The following is a 20065-nucleotide window of genomic DNA, read 5'->3' as shown; positions in this document are numbered from 1 at the left end:
AAAAAACCTGAGTACATTTACTCAGGTTTTTTTATGATGAAAAATGTAGATTATATTATAGTTGGAGGCGGTTATGCGGCTCTTTTTTTCGCCCATCAGCTGGTGATGAACGGCAATTCTTTTCTTCTGTTTTCGGATGGCTGCAAAGGAGCTTCCCGGGTTTCTGCAGGAATTGTCAACCCTCTTGTACTCAAAAAATTTACAACATTCTGGCTGGCTCAGGAACAGATAGAGTTTTTCAGGAAGACCTTGACCGAAATTCAGACGTATACCGGAAATGATTATTTGATTGATGAGCAGATTCACCGCCTTTTTCATGACAAAAGCGAAAGAAACCTTTGGCTCAGCAAATCTGAGACTGAAGAACTCGGAAATTTCCTCGACCCGGAAATTAAATTTTTGGAAACCATTAAAAACCCTTTCGGTACAGGCCGGGTCAATTTATCTGCACGGCTGAATGTAGAAGCTTTTTTTACGGATTTTTTCGATTATTTTAAAAAGAATGATTCCTTGTCCGAAGAAAAATTTGAATATGAGCGTATTTCCGGCAGTAGTTACGGAGACATTAACTTCAGACACATTGTTTTCTGCGAAGGAATGGGTGTCAGGCAGAATCCTTTTTTCTCCCATATTCCTGTTATTCCCAATAAAGGCCATCACTTAAAAGTAAAACTTTCGGTAAAGCTTAATCACAAGCTTACTTTAAAAAAGAAGCATTTCCTTTTTCCTCTCGATGATGAATTATATTACTACGGTGGCACCTATGATCCAAATGAAAGACCGGATGCAATAGATGACTTTGCGGAAGTTCAACTCCGGAATGGGCTTTCTGAGTTTTATCCTCATGAATTTGAAGTTGCAGAAGTGAAATATGGCTTTCGACCGACCGTTAAAGACCGCCGGCCCATCTTAGGGAATCATCCTGGCCATGAAAATTTCTATGTTTTTAACGGACTTGGCGCACGTGGAGTTTTGAGCGGTTGCTATTTTTCAAAAGAACTTTTTGATCATATTGAAAATGGGAAACCCCTCATGCCTGAAGTTGATGTGAAGCGATTTTGAATGTAATTGTAGAAATCTCATAAATATCCTTGTTTCGGGCGATATCTTAAAATAATGTAAATATTTCAATTTCTTGTGTAATTGTGGATCTGAATATTTTTAATATTTGGCATTATCCTTAATGATATTTTTTTATATTTAAGATTTTTCTATTAATAATTTAATATAATATTGTTTATTCGATTTAAAGATTACCTTTGTTATGCTGAAATAATAAAATTTTAGCTTTAATCACCAAATCATGAATAAATTTTTACTTTTATTGGCTACGTTTGCCATTATCTGTTTTTCCCCGCTGACCTATGGTCAGATAAGTTTGGGAACAGCTGCTAACTTTGCACTTTTTACTACAACTGGGGCTGTTACCAATGTAGGAACTTCCCAAATTACAGGAGATGTAGGCTCAAACAATGGAGCGGTTACAAACTTCGGTAATGTGGATGGTGTTATGCATAATGCTGACGGAGCAACTGCGAGTGCTGCAGCCGATCTTACGATTGCTGCTAACCTTATCAACGCAACACCTAATACCGGGGCTCTTGCACCGCTTTTAGGAAACGGACAAACTATTACTCCCGGTGTTTATTCTATCGGGTCAGCTGCAACAATGACCGGAATATTGACTCTTGACGGTGCGGGAAATACAAACCCCCTTTTTATTATCAAAGTTCAGGGAGGTTTATCCGCGGCTGCGAACACACAAGTAAACCTGACTAATGGGGCGGTTGCCTGTAATATATTCTGGAAAGTTGAAGGTCTGGTTGACCTTGCAGCAAACACTATTATGAGAGGAAATGTAATTGCAAATAACGCGGCAATTGTTCTCCAAACAGGTGTTACCATTGAAGGTCGTGCTCTTTCTACTACAGGCGCAATTACGGTAACAAATGGTTCGGTTCGCAAACCTTTAGGTTGTGGAGTTCCACAGCTTACAGGTCCGGCTGCACCAACATTAAACACTGTTGCCTGTTATACCATATTTTCCGGAAATGGTGCGGTTACCAATACCGGTACTACTTTCGTTACAGGTGATGTTGGAACCAATGTTGGTCTTACTACAGGTTTCCAAGCAAGTAATGTTACAGGAACCATTCACCCGAGTCCTGATACTTCCACCGCTCAGGCGGCAGTAGATCTGGCAGGTGTTTATACCTATCTTAATGGGCTTCCTCATGATATCCAATTGCTTTTCCCTGCAACGTTTGGTAATGGACTTATCCTTACACCGCATACCTATCTTTTGAATGCTGCTACTGTACATACAGGAACCGTATTTTTGGATGCGCAGAATAATGCTAATGCAGTATTTGTAATCAAAATCGTAGGTGCATTGTCCACAGGTACTGCTGCTAATGTAGTTTTACTGAATAGCGCACAGGCTAAAAACGTTTTCTGGTTAGTTGATGGTGCTACCAACCTGGGTACCAATGCAATTCTAAAAGGAACCCTGATTGGAAATAATGGAGCTATCATTGTGAATACAGGAGCGTCAATTGAAGGTCGTGTTTTAAGTACAAGTGGTGGAATCTCTACTTTTGCAATTAATGCACAAATGACCCCCGGTTGTACAAATTTAGGGACAGAGTCAAGTGTTTTGATAACGAAATCAGCTCAACTTTATCCAAATCCTTTCTCCTCTGTATTAAATGTAAATATTGAAGGACTGGGAAGCGGTGCGAATCTTACGATTTACAGTGCTATCGGAACTAAAGTATTATCAAAAGTTCTTTCTACAAAAACAACTGAATTGCAGATGAACCTTCCTGTAGGTGTTTATTATTACCAGCTTACCGGTAAAAACGGCGTACAGCAGGGTGGCAAACTTATTTCTAAATAAGAATCTTCTTTATTATATTAAACCCCGTCTAATGGCGGGGTTTTTTGTTTGAAATTTTTTAGATTAATTCTCCTTTATTCTTAACTTTACTAAACACAATAACTGACATTGCCGCTATAAACTTCCCGAACTTATTTAAAAAAAACTGGAATGATCACAATCGATAATTACTTAGACAGTCATTACATCCACAGGAGTAATTGGCTAAGAGCTGCTGTTTTAGGGGCGAACGACGGAATTATATCCATTTCCAGTCTAGCTATAGGAGTAGCTGCGGCGAGTACAGCCCGCGAACCTATAATTTTGGCTACAGTTGCCGGACTTGTTGCCGGAGCATTGTCAATGGCTGCAGGTGAATATGTTTCAGTAAGTTCACAAACCGACACGGAAAAAGCCGACATCGAAAGGGAAACCCGGGAACTGAAAGAAATGCCCGAAGATGAACTGAAAATACTCGCGCAAATCTATGAACGGAGAGGATTGCAAAAGGAAACTGCAATGAAGGTTGCGGTGGAACTCACTGCAAAAGACGCTTTGGCTGCACATGTCAGAGATGAATTGGGAATCAACGAGATCAGTCAGGCAAAACCGATTCAGGCAGCACTGGCTTCAGGAACATCATTTACGATTGGTGGAGTTTTACCACTTCTGGCGATACTTTTTGCACCTTTAAAAGGCATAGAGTACTGGCTGTACGGTTTCACCATCATTTTTCTCATTGCTTTAGGAATCGTCGCAGCTAAAACCGGAGGCTCGAGTATTAAAAAAGCCATTATCCGAATAACAGTTTGGGGAACGCTGGCAATGGGCATATCGGCAGGGGTAGGATATATTTTCGGCATTAAACTGTAGCAATTGATGCTACTAATTTTTAACAAATCCTAATAAGAAAAAGGAACCATTAATATTTCAAACATACCTATAATGATGTATCGAATATCTTTATTTGTGATATCTACGTTTATTTTTTTATCCTGTAAGTCTTTTATTTTTTCAAAAAATAAGGAGGGTTATTCTGATGTTAAAATACTGAAACTAGATTCCATAGAAAATGTATATATCTATTACAGTTCAATATCTAATAATAAAAATATATATAGGATACTTATAAACAAGGAAAAAAGAAATTCTTGTAAAAATAATCTACGAATAAATGAACTATATAAATTGAGACTTATTGATTTATCTTCTCCCATTAATAGTCCTCATATTGGAGGGTTCTGGTTTAATAATGCCCGTATTCCTATAAAAAATATTCAAGGTGCTTCAAGTACAATGTACACTACAAAAGATATTAAAGGACTATGCTTAAATAACTAAAAACACCCGCCAATTGGCAGGAGTTTTTAGTTTTAGTGGTACATTTTGTTTGACAAAATCTTTTAATTTTTTCTGGTTGATAAAGATGTAAATCATTTTATAGACCATAGATTTTTCTTCGGATTCCAGTTCCTGAATAGGGCCAACTTATTCCAAGATGCATTTATCCTGTACAATTACTCCTTCAGGCGGAAGTTTTTTATCTTCAAAATTTACAATCTCATCAATGGAATACCGTAAAATTTGGTGAGTTTTTCCATCGTAGAAAGTGAAGGTTCTACCTTGCCGCTGTCGAATGTGGAACAAAGTTCAAAGCAACAAACCGAACAAAGCTAAGTGTCAGAAATCGAATTTGAAAAAAGTTCCCAAATAATGAGATTGTGCAAAGTGTGCGGACACAAACTCTAATTTGGATGAAACAAAGTCTTATATCGATGCTAAAGAATGACTTTTACGAAACTCAATCCAAAGTCGAGGTTTTAGAAAAAAATAGGCAGATCGGGGTCTATGTATTAATGTTACCCACCTCTATCAAAAAAGGAAAACTAATTAAATAAGGTAGGAGGCTATCTGAAATTTTGGTTTCATAATTATTTTTTCAAGAATATGTCTTTCTTAGGGAAAATAAGTTACCTTAAAAACTAATATAGACAGTATCAGACAATTAAATAAAAATTTTAAAGACGTGGGTAAACGTAAGTTGGGAAATAAAAAAAAACTCGCTGAAATACAGCGAGTTGTAGGTTGATGAAGTAGAGAGGATGGGATTCGAACCCACGATACAGTTGCCCGTATACTAGCTTTCCAGGCTAGCTCCTTCAACCACTCGGACACCTCTCTGATTTGAAGACTGCAAAAGTATAGTTTTTTGTCTAAAGTTCAAAGGGTTTTCTTTGGCATTTGAAACATTAAGGGTCGCTCACGTTTTGAGTAGGCTCTAATTTCAATTTTCAAGGTCAAAAGTCACCTCGCCACAGAGATTTTTATTGAAATTTTCCGCAAAGCTCCCTTCGTAATTAGGATTTTCAAGAAGATGCATTGCTTTAGAGATGGCACTTTCAGCCGTCATGTCATGTCCGCTGATCGCACCGATTTTTGTAAAGATATTGGAATTTGAATATTTCCCGAAACTGATGCCCCCCGAAACACATTGAGAGACCACCACTATTTCAGTTCCGCGTTCTCGGAGCAACTGAAGAGTTTGTTGTGTTTTCTCGGTGTTGAAAATAGTTCCGGAACCGAAAACCTGTAAAATAAGGACTTTCATATTTGGAATTTCTGAAAAATGTTCGAGATGCATACCCGGGAAAATCCGCCAGAACAGTACATCCTGAGAAATATGGCTGTCGACCGTAAATTTCTCATCAGTCTTTGGTCTCCATAGAAAATCTTTTTCCACGTTCAAATGCACTCCGGACTGGCCCAACAGGTGATAATTCGGAGTTTGGTAAGCATCAAAATATTCTGCAGAGTATTTCAGGGTACGGTTTCCTCGCAACAGTTTGTATTCAAAATAAACCGCTACTTCCTGTATCACCGCTTCATCATTCTCGTATAAACTCGTATAGTAAAGACTGGTCAGTAAATTTTCCTTTGCATCGGTGCGCAAATCTCCGATTGGAAGCTGGGATCCTGTTAAAATTACGGGTTTTCGAAGGTTTTTCAGCATGAAACTTAATGCAGATGCCGTGTACGACATGGTGTCGGTTCCGTGCAGAATCAGGAAACCGTCGTATTTTTCATAGTTTTTACCGATATAATTGGCGATGATTTTCCATTCCTTCGGTCCTACATCCGACGAATCCAACGGTTCAGAAAAAGGATGTACCGATACTTCGCATTCCAACAGATTCATCTCGGGGATTTTCCTGAAAATATTCCCAAAATCAAAGGCTTTCAGACTTCCCGTTTCATAGTCTTTTTCCATACCAATGGTTCCGCCGGTGTAAATAAGAAGTACTTTTCGTTTCATGGATTCAAAATTACATTTTTTTAGCACAAATTCAGAATACTTTTGGCGCCTTTTCCGTCTTCCACCTCCGCTTTTTTGATTTGGAAAAAGCGTTTCGTTCGAGCCGGGGCGCGGTTTTAATCTTTGAAAATAAGATCTGACAAAAAATCTATTTTCTGCACTAAACAAAACCTTTTAACACTTTTCGGCGCGAGCGAAGCGAGCGCCCCGCCTTCCCAAAATAATCATTATTTTTGAAAAATGAAAGACGAGCAGGCCTTTGAATACCTTAAACAGTTCCTGAGTGACGAAAGACTCCGGAAAATTGAGCACTATGCGCAGGAAAGTTCAGATTTTGTGCTGCCGGTGATGGAAGATATCTTTCAGTTCCGGAATGCTGCAGCGATCGTTCGTTCGGTGGAGGCGTGCGGATTTCATAAAATCGTGGCAATGGAAAGCGAAAATATCTTCAATCCGAACCTTCGCGTGACAAAAGGCGCAGAAACCTGGGTAGAAGTTGAAAAAATGCCACACACTCTGGATTCCCTACAGGAAATTAAAAACCGCGGATATAAAATTCTCGCTGTTTCACCTGAAAAAAATGCCGTAATGCTTCCGGATTACGACCTGAGAGAACCTGTCGCTTTGGTTTTTGGAACCGAAAAAGAAGGCGTTACCAAAGAAATTCTTGATTTTGCTGATGAAACTCTGGCCATTCCGATGTACGGTTTTACCAAAAGTTTCAATGTTTCGGTGGCGGCGGCAATCTGTTTTTATGACCTGAAACAGAAACTCATTAAATCTGGTCTTGATTATAAACTTTCAGAAGAAAAATTATGGCAGATGAAAGTTCGCTGGACGGTAAATTCCATACAAAGTGGGGAGCAGATTTTTAGAAAATATTTAGCAGATACCAAAAAATAATGCGGTAATGAGTAAACTTTTTGAAAATCCTTTGTTTGATATTACTTTTTTTACAGGCTTCCTGTTTTTTATAGCAGGAATTGTCATGTTTAAATTTCCGCCAAAGAAAATTAATTCCATTTATGGTTATAGAACGTTGAACTCGATGAAAAGCCAGGAAAGATGGGATTTTGCTCAGAAATATTCCGCAAAAGAACTGATGAAACTGGGCATTTTATTGCTCGCCCTTTGTTTATTGGCAGTATTTACCAAATTTAATTATTCAGTCAATTTGATTACCGGATTATTATTACTGATTTTAACGGTAGTCATATTATTAATACGGGTTGAGAGAGCGATTAATGCCAGATTCGGAAACTAACTGAAAATATAGTTAAATCATCTTGAAATAATTCCAGGCTGCTATAAAAATGCCTGCAGTTTCTGTTCTGAGTCTCTGGTTTCCGAGAGAAACAGCTTTAATGCCTTTTTCCGCTAAAATCAGAATCTCTTTATCTGAAAAATCACCTTCAGGGCCGATCAGAAAAGTGATGTTTTGCTGCGGTGCCAAGTCTTTAAGATCAATTCTTCCCAGATTTTCGTTACAGTGTGCGACAAAAGTGGTTTCCGGATCCAAAGTTTTTATAAATTCTGAAAATCTCGTAATGTCATTCACCTTCGGGAAATGAAACCGCAGACTCTGTTTGGACGCTGCCACACTCTGTTTCCTGAGTTTTTCGATATTGAGATTTTTTCTTTCGGTTTTTTCGGTCTGAAGCAAAGTGACTTCAGAGACGGCCATTTCTGTAGCTTTTTCAAGAAAAAATTCGATCCTGTCGATGTTTTTTGTCGGTGCAATGGCAATATGAAGGTGGGTGGGAAAATCCGGAAGGTTTTCTTTGATTTCCTGATTATTAAGCGACACTTTTTTTCCTTCAAAAATTAAATTTCCGGTTGCGAGGTTGCCTTTACCGTCTGTCACCGAAATTTCATCGCCTTCGCGCATCCGCAATACTTTTACGATGTGCTGCTGCTCCTCTTCATTGATTTCTGCCGTGCCGTTTTCGATTGTGCCGTAAAATAATTTCATGGTTTTTTAAAGCTTTCTTCGATGTCATATCTCGCGGTTGCAGAGACGGAAAGGTCCGAAAACTCTCCCCGTTGAAATTTAAGCTGCGCCACCATTGCAATCATCGCGGCATTGTCGGTGGTGTATTCAAATTTCGGAATGTAGATGTTCCACCCTAAGTTTTCTGCATTTTTCTGCATGGCTGCTCTCAATGCAGAATTGGCGGAAACGCCGCCGGCAATCGCCACTTCATTAATATTGAGGTTCTTGGAAGCTTTTTCTAATTTTTCCATCAGGATTTCAACAATGGAGCGCTGGACAGAGGCACATAAATCATCAATATTTTCTCTGATGAAATCCGGATTCTTCTTGATTTCCTTCTGAATGAAATACAGTACCGAAGTTTTGATCCCACTGAATGAATAATCGTAGTTTTCTAAACGTGGTTTGTTGAACTGAAATGAATTCTCGTTGCCGTTTTTTGACAGTTTATCAATGATGGGTCCTGCAGGATAATCAAGGCCGAATATTTTTCCGATTTTGTCGAAGGCTTCGCCGGCAGCATCGTCGGTCGTTCTTCCGATGATTTCCATATCAAAATAGTCTTTAACCAACACAATCATCGTGTGGCCGCCTGAAACGGTGAGGCACAAAAAAGGAAATTTCGGGGGCATTATATTTGCATCCTCGATGAAGTGTGCTAAAATGTGCGCCTGCAGATGATTGACTTCAATTAAAGGAACTCCAAGACTCATGGCCAAAGATTTCGCAAATGAAGTCCCAACCAGAAGTGAACCCAAAAGACCGGGTCCGCGAGTGAAACCCACAGCCGAAATGTCTTTTTGTTGTATATTTGCTTGACTGACGGATTTTTCAACAACGGGGATAATGTTTTGCTGATGTGCACGTGAAGCCAGTTCCGGAACCACACCGCCGTATTCGTTGTGGATCTCCTGATTGGCAGCAATATTGGAAAGGATTTTATTTCCCCGGATAACAGCAGCAGAAGTATCGTCACACGAAGATTCAATCCCTAAAATTATTGAGTTATTCATTACAATGGCAAATTTAAATAATAATAACGATAACGAAAATAAAAAATCTGTTGCTGAAAACATAGGCGAGCAGATACAGAATACCGCAGAAAATGTAGGCGATAAAGTTAAAGACGCGACACAGATGGCTGCAGATGCCATTACCCATCCTGTAGAAACTGCCAAAGAATTCGGACAACAGGCTGCTAAAGATGTTACAGATTATCATTGGTGGGCGAAGCTTCTTTTAATTCTATTCTGGAGCGTACTCGGTTTGGTGGCAGTGGTTCTTATTGCGGTAAATCTTAATGTAACAAAGAAATGGGCGGCACAGCAGGCTCTGCAGGTGCTGAACCAGGACTTTAAAGCTGAAATGTCTACTGAAAGCATTAGTGTCGATTATTTCGGTGATGTATTGATCAAGGGGCTGAAAATAAAGGATTATAAAGGCATGGAATTCATCAAAGCACGCGAATTCCGCGCAAATTCCGACTGGATTTCTCTCGCTTCAAACGCCATTTCCGGAAACAGCAATTCTTTAAGTTTCAATGCGCTGTCGTTAACGAATGCCGATATTAAGGTGGTGACCTATAAAGGCGACAGTATTTCAAATTTCATCCGTTACACGCAGCTTTTCAGCAGCGGTAAAAAAGCAGATCCCAACAAACCCCCGTTCCAGCTGGATTCAAGGGTGGACATTATCGACTCACGTGTTACGATCATCAATCAAAACAGTGAAGGTGATGCCGGAAAATGGCTGAACGCGACAAGATTCAATCTGCGCGCTCCTAAATTGAAGGTGAACGGTGGTAATGTTTTTGCCCAAATCAATAACATGAGTTTTTACACCGAAAGATGGGGAAAACAGCATTATGTTGATACATTTTCCACAGACCTTTCCATGACTGCCGATTATCTTTCTTTGAAAGATCTGACTTTTAACACCGATAATTCCCTGCTTCAGGGGGATATCAGATTTGCTTTAAACAACGGTTCATGGGCTGATTTTGCAGACCGCGTGCGTTGGGATATGAAAATGAAACAGGGAAGCCAGATCAGTGGCTATGACATCAGTTATTTTGTAACGAACTGGGATAATTACAAGCCCATCAATATTTCCGGAACAATGACCGGACCTCTGAACCGGTTTTATCTGGAAAATTTCCTGGTAAGAAATCCGCAGGTGAATATCAAAACCACGACGATGAAGGTTTCAAATCTCATGAAAGGCAACTTCCAGATTGAAACCAATTCGTTTTCCACCGACTTTACCTACAAAGACCTTAAGGCGATGATGCCTACTTTCATCTCTTCAAAAATGAAAAATTTTGCGGATGATTTTGGCAGGCTGAAATTCAACGGGGCAGTGCGTGTAAATCCAAAACAGGTATTTGTGCCGAATGCAAGGCTTATAACAGGAATCGGACAGGCAAAACTCTCTAATTTTTATCTGGATGACTACAGTTCTGCGATGCCGAAATACCGCGGTTATGCAGAACTAAATGATCTGAATACTTCGGTAATTGCCAAAAACAAACAGGTAGGGTTGATTTCCGGGAAATTCAATGTGGAAGGACAAAGTTTCGACGTGAACACGATGCGGCTTAAAACCGTTTCGCGGATTTCTAAAATTGAGATTTTGGATAAGGAAATCAACAATCTTTATCTGAACGGAATCCTTGATCACAAAACGTATAACGGAATCGTGACGGTAAATGATGAGCAGGCTAAGGCCGACATCAAAGGTCTTATTGATTTCCGCACTTCCCGAATTATAGCGGATATTGCAGCTGACGTCAGATACCTTAACATCAATTATTTTACCGGAGGAAAAGGAAACCAAATCGTAAGTGGGTTCGTAGATGGAGAAATTGCGATGACGAACCTCAATGACCTCAATCTGGACGCCGATTTAAGAAATGTGAATTTTGCCACCGCAACGCAGAAATTTGTGATTCCCAATGCTAAAGTAAAAGCGTTCTTTGAAAACGGAAACCGGGTAGTCTCTGTGGATGCGCCGGGAGCCGTAAACGGCAAAATTGCGGGCAAATTTAATCTGGGCGACCTCGCAGGAATGTTCCAGAACGGAATAGGCAAAGTTCTGGTAGGACCACCGCCCCGAAAACTGTATCGCGGGCAGCATTTCGATATGGAATTCGATGTGAAACAGGGACTTCTTAGTTATTTTGTGCCGAATCTTCAGATTCCGGCGGGAGCCAGCGTGAATGGTTCATATGATGGAGATTCCAATAACCTGGTGTTGAATGCAGATGTTGCGTCGATGAAATACATCATGACCAAAAAGCAGGAGATTACAGATGCCGATATGGCACTTGCAAAAGCAAATCCCGCTTATCAAATCAACGAAAGAGAAAAAATTACACGCGACAGCGCAATGGTGGATAATCTTGTCCTAAGGATCAATACCGCCAACCTGGATGAACAGATTTACGCAAAAATCGACCGGGCCGTTTACAATAAAAATGTAATCAGAGATTTTACCCTGAGCGGTAAAAACGAAAATAACGAACTTCTGCACATTGCCACTACCTTCAGACACGGATCTCCGGAAGATGAAATGGCGGACGAACTGAAAGAATATGCCATTAATATTAACCAGTCCACAGATGCGGCAGGAGATTATGTCTTCAGGTTTGAGCCTACAGAACTGAAATTAAACAATGTTGCATGGAGTATCGACACGTCGCCAACGCTGAATCATTCCATCACCTACCGTAAAAAAACCGCCGATTTCTTCATTCAGAATTTAAGGGTTTTCTCGGATGAAAGTGAAATTCTGGTCAACAGTGCGGTATTTAAATCTGCCGAGGATTTTGAAGCAGATGCTGAAGTTAAAAACCTCCAAATTGCCAAGCTGCTGATGATGCAGGGTGGCGGAAACGATATGGATATTCAGGGTGTTGCCAATGGTTCAATTAAAATAAAAATGAACAAGAACAACCTGGAACCGATTATTGATCTGTCCATCAACAATATTCTGATGAATAAGCAGGATTTGGGAAATATCGTGATTACCGCAAAAAACAGTTCTGTACCGAATGTATTCGATGTGGATGCCAAAGTAGTTTCAGCAGGAATAATCGGGAATAATAACCTGCATGTGAGCGGAACCATCAACAACAACACCAGTTCGCCGACGCTTGACATCAAAGCAGATATGAACGATTTCAACCTCGCTTTTGCGAACCAGTTCGTGAAAGGCGTTTTCAGCAATCTGCGTGGTAAAGCAACCGGAATTCTGAGCATTTCCGGAACCTTAAAAGATATTGATTACAGTGGAGACATTGCGCTTAAAGATCTCGGGCTTAAACTCAATTTCACCGGTGTCGACTATTCCTTTGAAGATACCGTTATTCCGCTCAGTAAAGGTTTGGCGGTTCTCAATAACATTGGGGTTACGGATGGAAGAGCCAACTCAAAAGGGACGATTTCCGGAGCGATTCAGTTCGAAACACTGGCTTCGATGGGAGTCAATCTCATTATGAGAGCCGATAATCTGCTTTTGCTGAATACCCAGCAGAAAGATTACGATCTTTTCTGGGGCAGAGTTTACGGTCAGGGAGATTTATTTGTTTCAGGTCCGGTTTCGAGTCTGGACATTTCTACTCCTAATATGAAGGCTCTTAACAATTCCGTGTTTACTTTCAATTCAAATTCCACATCAAACGTTGACGAATTTAAAATGCTGCGTTTTCTTAAAGAAGACAAAGCAGGCGTCATCAGTTTGGAGGAAAAGAAAAAAACAGGTGCAAACATGAACATCGATTTCAACCTTGATATTGATAAAGGAACTACCGTTAATGTTCTGGTAGGAGATGATGTCGGAGATATTTCAGTGCGTGGAAGTGTTGATGATCTAAGATTCAGAATGACGCGAAGCGGAAGTATTTCCATGAACGGAAGTTATTTTGTGGAAACCGGTACCTTTATTTCCAAAGCCATTCTGAACAGGACTTTTCAGATAGCCAAAGGAAGCAATATTCAGTGGGATGGCGATGCGATGTCTCCGGCGCTGAACATTTCCGCAAATTATGTTAGAGCAGTTTCCAACGCAGGCGAGTATCTGAATATGGGATCCATTCGGCCCATCAATGTAATGCTTCAGGCTAAAATTACTCAAACGTTGAATAATCCGAAAATCGAACTGGGCGTTTACGCCATGGATGCATCTTCTCAGTTAAAAGAAACCCTTACGGCCAAAATGAGTCAGGAAGATGAAAAAGTTATACAGTTTGGGTCTATTTTATTGTTGAACAGGTTTAATGTAACCAATTCCGGCGGTTTCAATCTTGATAATCTTGCAACCAATTCAGGATATAATTTATTGTTTAAACAATTAGGTTCAGTTCTGAATACCATCAGCAGTGAATTTCAGGTGGATTTGAATTATGTTGGCGGTGATGCAGGCTCCAATTCCGGAGACCGGGCAAACGCCGGCGTTACGGTTGCCCTTTCGCCCCGGATTAATGTGAAAACCGGACTGGGAATTCCGCTTTCCAAAACTGCGAATGCAGAATCCAATTATCTTTCAGGTGAAGGAACGGTGGAATATGATGTTTCCAAAAAGAATGACGGAACACTGGTTTTACGGGCCTATTCGAAACCGATGAATATCGGAATGTCAACCACTTCTTCCAATGGAGCTGCCAATCAAACATATGGAGCAGGTATTGCGTGGAGCAAAAGTTTCAACACAATCTTTAAAAGAAAGAAAAAAGATAGTAAAACCACAACGAAAAAACCCGTAGTAAAGAGTGATACCATTAAAAATTAAGGTTATAAAATATGAATTTCAGTATTAAAGGACGTTTCTAAGTTAAAATTCGTTAATATTTACGCAAATTTTTTACTTATAATATTTTGTTGTAAATTTGCACTTAATACAAACGATTTATAATAAAATAATGAATTATCAACTTGATGATATCGACAAGAAGATTCTGGACTTCCTAGTGGAAAACACCAGAATGCCTTTTACAGAAATAGCAAAACAAATGGATGTTTCCGCCGGAACGATTCACGTAAGAGTGAAGAAAATGGAAGACGCTGGAATTATCTTAGGTTCTTCCCTGAATATAGATTACGGTAAACTTGATTATCATTTTACCGCTTTTATCGGTATCCTGCTTACAAAATCCAACAGAACGCACGAAGTACTGAAAGAACTTTCAACCATTCCAAATGTGGTGGAAGCCAGTGTGATTTCCGGAAAGTACAATATCTTCTGTAAAGTGAGAGCGAAGAATACGGAGGATGCCAAAAGAATCATTTATCAGATCGACGACATTCAGGATGTAATGAGAACTGAAAGTATGATCTCTATGGAAGAATATCTTTCCGATAAGAACAGACTGATTGATGCGGTTTCAATCTAACCAGACCCATCCAATTTTAAATACAGAAACTTTTGAATTATCTTCAAAAGTTTCTTTAATTTTACACCATGAATAAAGACTTTGCCAACGAATCGCCGAAAAAAGATATACTCTTTTATCTTGCGCTCATTTTCCTGCTACTTTTTTCCCTAATGGGATTTGGGATCGATTGCGATGAGTTTATGCAGAAAACGGACATTAAAATTCCGGGAGGATATTTTTACATGGTTTTTTTGGTGGATTTTTTGATGGTTGTGGGTTTAACGCTGATCTATTTTTATAAAAAAGCCGGAATTTTTCTTTTTCCGCTGGCAGTCCTTACCCATTTTTTCATGCACAACTTTTTCTTATCGACTTTTCTGTACACTGATGTGACAAACCTTTTTGTTTTTACCACATTGGGTTTGCTGGCCTTTATTCCGAAGTGGCAGTTTTTTAAGTAAAATAAAAATCCGTTTCAAATCAATTGAAACGGATTTTTATTATGTGATTCAAAAAATTATCTTGTCATAATTCTTTTCACCGCTTCTTTTACTGCAGCAGCGTCGATTTTGTATTTTTTCATCAATTCAGCAGGGGTTGCGGACTCACCGAAAGTATCGTTTACCGCAACGTATTCCTGAACGGTCGGTCTTTTTCTGGAAAGCATTCCGGCAACAGATTCTCCCAAACCTCCGATATAATTGTGTTCTTCAGCGGTTACAATTCTTCCGGTTTTTTCCACGGATTTCAGAATAATTTCTTCATCCAAAGGTTTGATCGTGTGAATGTTGATGACTTCACAGGAAATTCCTTCTTTTTCCAGTTCATCGGCAGCCAGCAAAGATTCCCAGACCAAATGTCCCGTCGCAACGATGGTTACGTCTTTCCCTTCCTGCAGGAGAATTCCTTTTCCGATTTCGAAAGGCATATCTTCCGGAATGAAAACCGGAACGACTGGTCGGCCGAATCTTAAATAAACAGGTCCTTTGAAATCAGCGATCGCCAAAGTAGCGGCTTTTGTCTGGTTGTAATCACACGTGTTGATGACGGTCATTCCCGGAAGCATTTTCATCATTCCGATGTCTTCCAAAACCTGATGCGTTGCGCCGTCTTCACCTAAAGTCAAGCCTGCGTGGGAAGCACATATTTTTACATTTTTATTCGAATAAGCAATCGACTGACGGATCTGGTCATACACCCTTGAAGTCGAAAAGTTCGCAAAAGTTCCGGTGAAAGGGATTTTTCCGTTAATCGTTAAACCGGCAGCGATTCCCATCATATTGGCTTCTGCAATCCCGATCTGGAAAAAACGTTCCGGTGCCTTTTCAATGAATTTTTCCATTTTTAAAGAACCGATGAGGTCGGCGCAAAGTGCCACAACATTGGGGTTGGTGTCGGCGAGTTCGGCCAGTCCAGCTCCGAAACCGCTTCTTGTATCTTTATTGTCTAGAACTTGATATTTCATATTTTGGTTGTAAGCTAAAGTCAACAAACATTATGCTATTGCTGAAGCTTGAAATTTAAAGTTAATATTGTTTTGTAAAGTTGCATTTGACTTTCTAGTAATCTGCCGGAGCCTCAAGATACAGCTGTTTGAAAGCAGTGTCGAGTTGCGCATCATTTGGTGCTTTTCCGTGCCAGGAATGGGTTCCCATCATATAATCTACACCAAAGCCCATTTCGGTATGAAGGATGATGACCACCGGTTTTCCGTTTCCGGTTTCCAATTTTGCTCTTTCAAGTATTGAAACTACGGTTTCCAGATCGTTTCCGTTTTTCTCATTCAGCACTTTCCAGCCGAAAGCTTCCAGTTTTGCGTGGAGATCTCCTAAACTTAAGACATCGTCGGTATCGCCGTCGATCTGTCTTCCGTTGTAATCGATAGTTGCGATGATATTGTCCACTTTTTTTGCTGCTGCAAACATCAAAGCTTCCCAGATCTGACCTTCCTGAAGTTCGCCGTCTCCGTGAAGCGTATAAACCAGAGATTTGTCACCGTCGAGCTTTTTGCCTAACGCAGCGCCAATCGCTACCGAAAGACCCTGACCGAGTGAACCCGAAGCAATACGGATTCCAGGAAGTCCTTCATGTGTAGTAGGGTGACCCTGAAGTCTGGAGTTCAGTTTTCTGAACGTTTTGAGTTCTTCAACCGGAAAAAATCCGAATCTTGCAAGGGTGGAGTAGAACACGGGAGAAATGTGCCCGTTGGAAAGGAAGAAAAGATCTTCATTTTTGCCTTCCATGGTAAAGGGAAGTTTGTAGTTCATCACTTTCCCGTAGAGAGCGGTGAAGTATTCGGTACAGCCCAGACTTCCGCCGGGATGGCCGGAATTCACGGCGTGAACCATTCTTAAAATGTCTCTTCTGATCTGTGTTGTAAGAGATTTCAGCTCTTCAATACTTTTACTCATTATTTTGATTTATTTGCCTGCAAATTTACAATTTTCTGCCGGTTTGGGAAAATGAAAAATCCGGGCTTGCAACCCGGATTTTTCTTGTGCTTTTATAAATTTCATTTCTTCCTGATCAGCCACAGTCCAAAAAACGTTAGCAAACCGTTGATAATCAACAGCTCCAGACCGATTTTAAAGTCTCCGAACATGCTTTCCTGAAATTTATCGATGAAGTAAGAAATAAGGGGTGCCGCAATACACACATAAGGCACCAGTTTGTCTTTCACCCTGTATTTTGTGAAAATTCCGAAGGCGAAAAGTCCCAGAAGCGGACCATAGGTAAATCCGGCGAGTTTCAGGATCAGCCCGATCATCGAATTGTCGTTGATGAGTTTGAAGATGATTACCATGACCAAAAAGGCAAAGGCCACAATCAGGTGCACCCGTTTCCTGAATTTTTCCTGTTCTTTCTGGGAGATTTTTTGATCTTTCAGTCCGAAAATATCAATGCAGATCGATGAAGTTAAAGCCGTCATGGCACCGTCAGCACTTGGGAAAAGCGCCGAGATCAGCGCAACGATAAAAATAATGGAAATAAATGGCGGTAAATGGTTCAGCGCAATATCCGGGAAAAGCTGGTCTCCTGAACTTACTACATTTTCCGTAGCGCCGTAAAGATGAAGAAGCCCGCCCATAAAAAGAAAAAGAGAGATAACGCCCACCAAAACGAATCCCAAAGTCACCATGTTTTTCTGGGAATCCTTTAAACGCGTTACCGAAAGGGATTTCTGCATCATTTCCTGATCAATTCCCGTCATGGTAATCGTAATAAAAGCTCCGGCCAGAATCTGTTTAAAAAAGAAGGCTTTGCTGTCGACATCCGTATTGAAAACTTCCGTATAACCCAGTTTGTTCATGGCGGTAAGGCTTTCAAAAAAGCCGAGATTCAGGTGATTCAGCATATAGGCCGAACAGATGATGAGTCCCAAGAGCATACACGTAGTCTGCAAAGTATCGGTCCAGACAATGGTTTTCACTCCACCTTCATAAGTATACAAAATGATCATTGCAAGAATTACGAGCGTTGTCACGATAAACGGAACACCTAAGCTGTCGAGAATTGAAAACTGGAGAATGTTCACCACCAGATAAAGCCTTGCTGTCGCACCAACCAGACGTGAAACGATGAAAATCCACGCGCCGGATTTATAGGAAACCTGTCCCATCCTTTCCTGAAGATAACCGTAAATGGAGGTGAGTTTCAGCCGGTAATACAGCGGCAAAAGTACGTAGGCAATGATTATGTAACCGATCAGATACCCAATCGTGATCTGCAGATAATGAAATTTATCCGCGCCAACGGCACCGGGCACCGAGACAAAAGTTACGCCCGAAAGCGAAGTTCCGATCATCCCGAACGCCACAAGCATCCAGTTGCTCTTGCGGTTTCCGATAAAAAAACTCTCGTTGTTACTGCCTTTTCCGGTTCGGTAAGCGACCCAAAGCAAAATTGCAAAATAGGCGATAATAATACTCAGCAGCACATACGGGTTCATACAGTTCTTTTTTAAGTTGCACAAATATAGTTTTTTTGACCAATTTGTGCAGGAATTGAAGATTGAAGCATGATTGAATTTTTTGGCGCCATTTCCGGCTTTCACTACTCGCTTTTCATTCAGGGGATTCTGCGCGCGGCGAAGCCGCGCGCAGAATCCCCTGAATGAAAGAGCTCAGACATGCCGTTCAATCCGGGGCGCGGTTCCGTTTTCTAATCATTTTCATAAAAAAAGCCGCTCAGTAACTAATTGAACGGCTTTAATATTCTTAAATTTTTCTAGGCCAGAACATCCTGAAGTTCCGCATTTCTGGCAATGGTAACCTTCGCATACGGACAAAGCGGAATCACTTTTTTGCCGTTTTTCCGGGCGTAATCAACTCCCGCATACACCAGTTGTTTGGCCAGTCCTTGTCCGTTGTAGGCTTCATCTACCTCTGTATGATCAATAATGAATTTGTCGTCTCCGGCCCAGGTGTAAGTCATTTCTCCGGCTTTTTTTCCGTCAGAATAAATTTCAAATGCTCCTTTTTTGTCGCTGTTGATCTGTTTAATTTCAATCATCACTCTGATTTTTGTATTGGTTTTTATTTATTTTTTAAAATGGCTTTCGGAAGCGGAACATATTCCACATCGTCACCCGGAACTTTCGGAAACGCTTCCAGATTCTGGTCATGCCAGTTCTGTTTAGCCTTTTCAATAATTTCTTTATCTGAATTCACAAAATTCCAGAACATGAAACGCTCCTCATCAAACGGTTCGCCGCCGAAAAGATACACGGTAGCGTTTTCGCCGATTTCAAACTCACATAAATTGGCGTTTTTCGCGATCAGTAGCTGTTTTCCACCAAAAGTATGTCCGTCGGTCATAACATTTCCTTCCAGGACATACATGGCGACCTCACCAAACAGATCGTTTCCAATATTGAGTTTACGGGACGTCTGACTTTTAATTTCCAGAAAGAAAAGTTTCGAATGTACAGGAACGGGCGACTTTCTGCTAAACAGCTCTCCGGCGATGAGTTTATACTGAAGATCACCCTCATTCCACACCGGGATTTCCTCCGCTTCGGTATGGTGAAAAGAAGGTTCACTCTGTTCGAGATTTTTTGGAAGCCCGACCCAGATCTGGAATCCGTGAAGATGTTTTTCAGTGTGTCTCAGATATTCAGGGGTGCGTTCAGAGTGAACCACGCCTTTTCCTGCAGTCATCCAGTTTACTGCGCCGGGTTTGATTTCAATATCGCTTCCAAGGCTGTCTTTATGCTGAATCGACCCTTCAAAAAGGTAAGTAAGGGTCGAAAGTCCGATGTGCGGATGGGGCGGAACATCCAGATTCTGATAATCCTTCAGTGCTGCAGGTCCCATATGATCGATAAAAACAAAAGGCCCCACCGCTCTTTTTTCCCGGAAAGGGAGCAGTCTGCCAACCAGAAAGTTTCCGATATCGGCAGATTTCTCTTCAATAATAAGTCCGATGTTTGACATGTTGTTAAGTTTTAAAGACGTGCGTAAATGTACCTTGTGTCCAAACGAAATTAGTAAAAAAACCTGAATTTATAGG

Annotated in this window: 16 protein-coding genes and 1 tRNA gene; 8 read left to right on the top strand and 9 right to left on the bottom strand. The window is 40.6% G+C overall.

Annotated features, from left to right (window positions below; translation table 11 throughout):
* The first annotated feature begins 33 nt into the window (after positions 1-33).
* The 3 genes from FUA25_RS12520 to FUA25_RS12510 all read left to right on the top strand — a co-directional run bounded on the left by FUA25_RS12520 (position 34) and on the right by FUA25_RS12510 (position 3751).
* Positions 34-1062 (top strand): FAD-dependent oxidoreductase, encoded by a 1029-nt coding sequence (locus FUA25_RS12520; RefSeq protein ID WP_317130284.1) that lies wholly within the window; start codon positions 34-36, stop codon positions 1060-1062.
* Positions 1063-1324: 262 nt separating this feature from the next.
* Positions 1325-2899, top strand: a complete 1575-nt coding sequence (locus FUA25_RS12515; RefSeq protein WP_185146710.1) for an ice-binding family protein — start codon at positions 1325-1327, stop codon at positions 2897-2899.
* A gap of 150 nt (positions 2900-3049) precedes the next feature.
* Positions 3050-3751, top strand: coding sequence for a VIT family protein (locus FUA25_RS12510; protein WP_147757254.1), 702 nt, complete (start codon positions 3050-3052; stop codon positions 3749-3751).
* A 1221-nt stretch (positions 3752-4972) separates the two neighbouring features.
* Here FUA25_RS12510 and FUA25_RS12505 read toward each other — a convergent pair.
* Positions 4973-5059, bottom strand: a tRNA-Ser gene (locus FUA25_RS12505).
* A 103-nt stretch (positions 5060-5162) separates the two neighbouring features.
* Positions 5163-6191 carry an asparaginase gene (locus FUA25_RS12500; RefSeq protein ID WP_147757253.1) on the bottom strand — a complete coding sequence of 343 codons (1029 nt, stop codon included), beginning with the start codon at positions 6189-6191 and terminating at the stop codon, positions 5163-5165.
* A 240-nt stretch (positions 6192-6431) separates the two neighbouring features.
* On the opposite strand from FUA25_RS12500, the gene FUA25_RS12495 reads away from it, so the two are divergent.
* Both FUA25_RS12495 and FUA25_RS12490 read left to right on the top strand, forming a co-directional pair.
* The gene (locus FUA25_RS12495; RefSeq protein WP_147757252.1) at positions 6432-7094 is read left to right on the top strand and encodes a TrmH family RNA methyltransferase; all 663 of its coding nucleotides are present in this window, start codon (positions 6432-6434) and stop codon (positions 7092-7094) included.
* Positions 7095-7101: 7 nt separating this feature from the next.
* Complete coding sequence (locus FUA25_RS12490) at positions 7102-7455, top strand: SdpI family protein (protein WP_147757251.1); 354 nt, start codon at positions 7102-7104, stop codon at positions 7453-7455.
* Positions 7456-7467: 12 nt separating this feature from the next.
* Here FUA25_RS12490 and FUA25_RS12485 read toward each other — a convergent pair whose 3' ends face one another.
* Both FUA25_RS12485 and tsaD read right to left on the bottom strand, forming a co-directional pair.
* Entirely contained in the window at positions 7468-8163 is a 696-nt protein-coding gene (locus FUA25_RS12485) for an RsmE family RNA methyltransferase (protein WP_147757250.1), read from the bottom strand.
* Entirely contained in the window at positions 8160-9197 is a 1038-nt protein-coding gene (gene tsaD, locus FUA25_RS12480; protein WP_147757249.1) for a tRNA (adenosine(37)-N6)-threonylcarbamoyltransferase complex transferase subunit TsaD, read from the bottom strand. The genes FUA25_RS12485 and tsaD overlap by 4 nt, the downstream gene beginning before the upstream one ends.
* Positions 9198-9201: 4 nt before the next feature.
* On the opposite strand from tsaD, the gene FUA25_RS12475 reads away from it, so the two are divergent.
* The 3 genes from FUA25_RS12475 to FUA25_RS12465 all read left to right on the top strand — a co-directional run bounded on the left by FUA25_RS12475 (position 9202) and on the right by FUA25_RS12465 (position 15015).
* A complete protein-coding gene (locus tag FUA25_RS12475; RefSeq protein WP_147757248.1) occupies positions 9202-13971 on the top strand; it encodes a translocation/assembly module TamB in 4770 nt (1589 codons plus the stop codon).
* A 130-nt stretch (positions 13972-14101) separates the two neighbouring features.
* Positions 14102-14572, top strand: a complete 471-nt coding sequence (locus FUA25_RS12470) for an Lrp/AsnC family transcriptional regulator (protein WP_147757247.1) — start codon at positions 14102-14104, stop codon at positions 14570-14572.
* Between the two features lie 68 nt (positions 14573-14640).
* Positions 14641-15015 carry a hypothetical protein gene (locus tag FUA25_RS12465; RefSeq protein ID WP_147757246.1) on the top strand — a complete coding sequence of 125 codons (375 nt, stop codon included), beginning with the start codon at positions 14641-14643 and terminating at the stop codon, positions 15013-15015.
* Positions 15016-15071: 56 nt separating this feature from the next.
* Here FUA25_RS12465 and FUA25_RS12460 read toward each other — a convergent pair whose 3' ends face one another.
* The 5 genes from FUA25_RS12460 to FUA25_RS12440 all read right to left on the bottom strand — a co-directional run bounded on the left by FUA25_RS12460 (position 15072) and on the right by FUA25_RS12440 (position 19989).
* Positions 15072-16019 carry a transketolase family protein gene (locus FUA25_RS12460; protein ID WP_147757245.1) on the bottom strand — a complete coding sequence of 316 codons (948 nt, stop codon included), beginning with the start codon at positions 16017-16019 and terminating at the stop codon, positions 15072-15074.
* Between the two features lie 94 nt (positions 16020-16113).
* Complete coding sequence (locus tag FUA25_RS12455) at positions 16114-16965, bottom strand: transketolase (protein ID WP_147757244.1); 852 nt, start codon at positions 16963-16965, stop codon at positions 16114-16116.
* 101 nt (positions 16966-17066) lie between these two features.
* The gene (locus FUA25_RS12450) at positions 17067-18503 is read right to left on the bottom strand and encodes a sodium:solute symporter (protein ID WP_147757243.1); all 1437 of its coding nucleotides are present in this window, start codon (positions 18501-18503) and stop codon (positions 17067-17069) included.
* 278 nt (positions 18504-18781) lie between these two features.
* Positions 18782-19066: a GNAT family N-acetyltransferase gene (locus tag FUA25_RS12445; RefSeq protein WP_228411704.1), complete on the bottom strand. Its 285-nt coding sequence runs from the start codon at positions 19064-19066 to the stop codon at positions 18782-18784.
* 23 nt (positions 19067-19089) lie between these two features.
* Entirely contained in the window at positions 19090-19989 is a 900-nt protein-coding gene (locus tag FUA25_RS12440; RefSeq protein ID WP_147757242.1) for a pirin family protein, read from the bottom strand.
* Positions 19990-20065 lie beyond the last annotated feature (76 nt).

This window comes from Chryseobacterium sp. (genome assembly GCF_008014695.1).
Lineage (GTDB): Bacteria > Bacteroidota > Bacteroidia > Flavobacteriales > Weeksellaceae > Kaistella.
This window is presented reverse-complemented; position numbering and strand designations above follow the sequence as displayed.

Coding starts and splice junctions, on each gene's coding strand:
- FUA25_RS12465 (WP_147757246.1), top strand. CDS start 14,641: ATGAATAAAGACTTTGCCAACGAATCGCCGAAAAAAGATATACTCTTT.
- FUA25_RS12520 (WP_317130284.1), top strand. CDS start 34: ATGATGAAAAATGTAGATTATATTATAGTTGGAGGCGGTTATGCGGCT.
- FUA25_RS12440 (WP_147757242.1), bottom strand. CDS start 19,989: ATGTCAAACATCGGACTTATTATTGAAGAGAAATCTGCCGATATCGGA.
- FUA25_RS12495 (WP_147757252.1), top strand. CDS start 6,432: ATGAAAGACGAGCAGGCCTTTGAATACCTTAAACAGTTCCTGAGTGAC.
- FUA25_RS12470 (WP_147757247.1), top strand. CDS start 14,102: ATGAATTATCAACTTGATGATATCGACAAGAAGATTCTGGACTTCCTA.
- FUA25_RS12455 (WP_147757244.1), bottom strand. CDS start 16,965: ATGAGTAAAAGTATTGAAGAGCTGAAATCTCTTACAACACAGATCAGA.
- FUA25_RS12450 (WP_147757243.1), bottom strand. CDS start 18,503: ATGAACCCGTATGTGCTGCTGAGTATTATTATCGCCTATTTTGCAATT.
- FUA25_RS12485 (WP_147757250.1), bottom strand. CDS start 8,163: ATGAAATTATTTTACGGCACAATCGAAAACGGCACGGCAGAAATCAAT.
- FUA25_RS12490 (WP_147757251.1), top strand. CDS start 7,102: ATGAGTAAACTTTTTGAAAATCCTTTGTTTGATATTACTTTTTTTACA.
- FUA25_RS12460 (WP_147757245.1), bottom strand. CDS start 16,019: ATGAAATATCAAGTTCTAGACAATAAAGATACAAGAAGCGGTTTCGGA.
- FUA25_RS12445 (WP_228411704.1), bottom strand. CDS start 19,066: ATGATTGAAATTAAACAGATCAACAGCGACAAAAAAGGAGCATTTGAA.
- FUA25_RS12475 (WP_147757248.1), top strand. CDS start 9,202: ATGGCAAATTTAAATAATAATAACGATAACGAAAATAAAAAATCTGTT.
- FUA25_RS12500 (WP_147757253.1), bottom strand. CDS start 6,191: ATGAAACGAAAAGTACTTCTTATTTACACCGGCGGAACCATTGGTATG.
- tsaD (WP_147757249.1), bottom strand. CDS start 9,197: ATGAATAACTCAATAATTTTAGGGATTGAATCTTCGTGTGACGATACT.
- FUA25_RS12510 (WP_147757254.1), top strand. CDS start 3,050: ATGATCACAATCGATAATTACTTAGACAGTCATTACATCCACAGGAGT.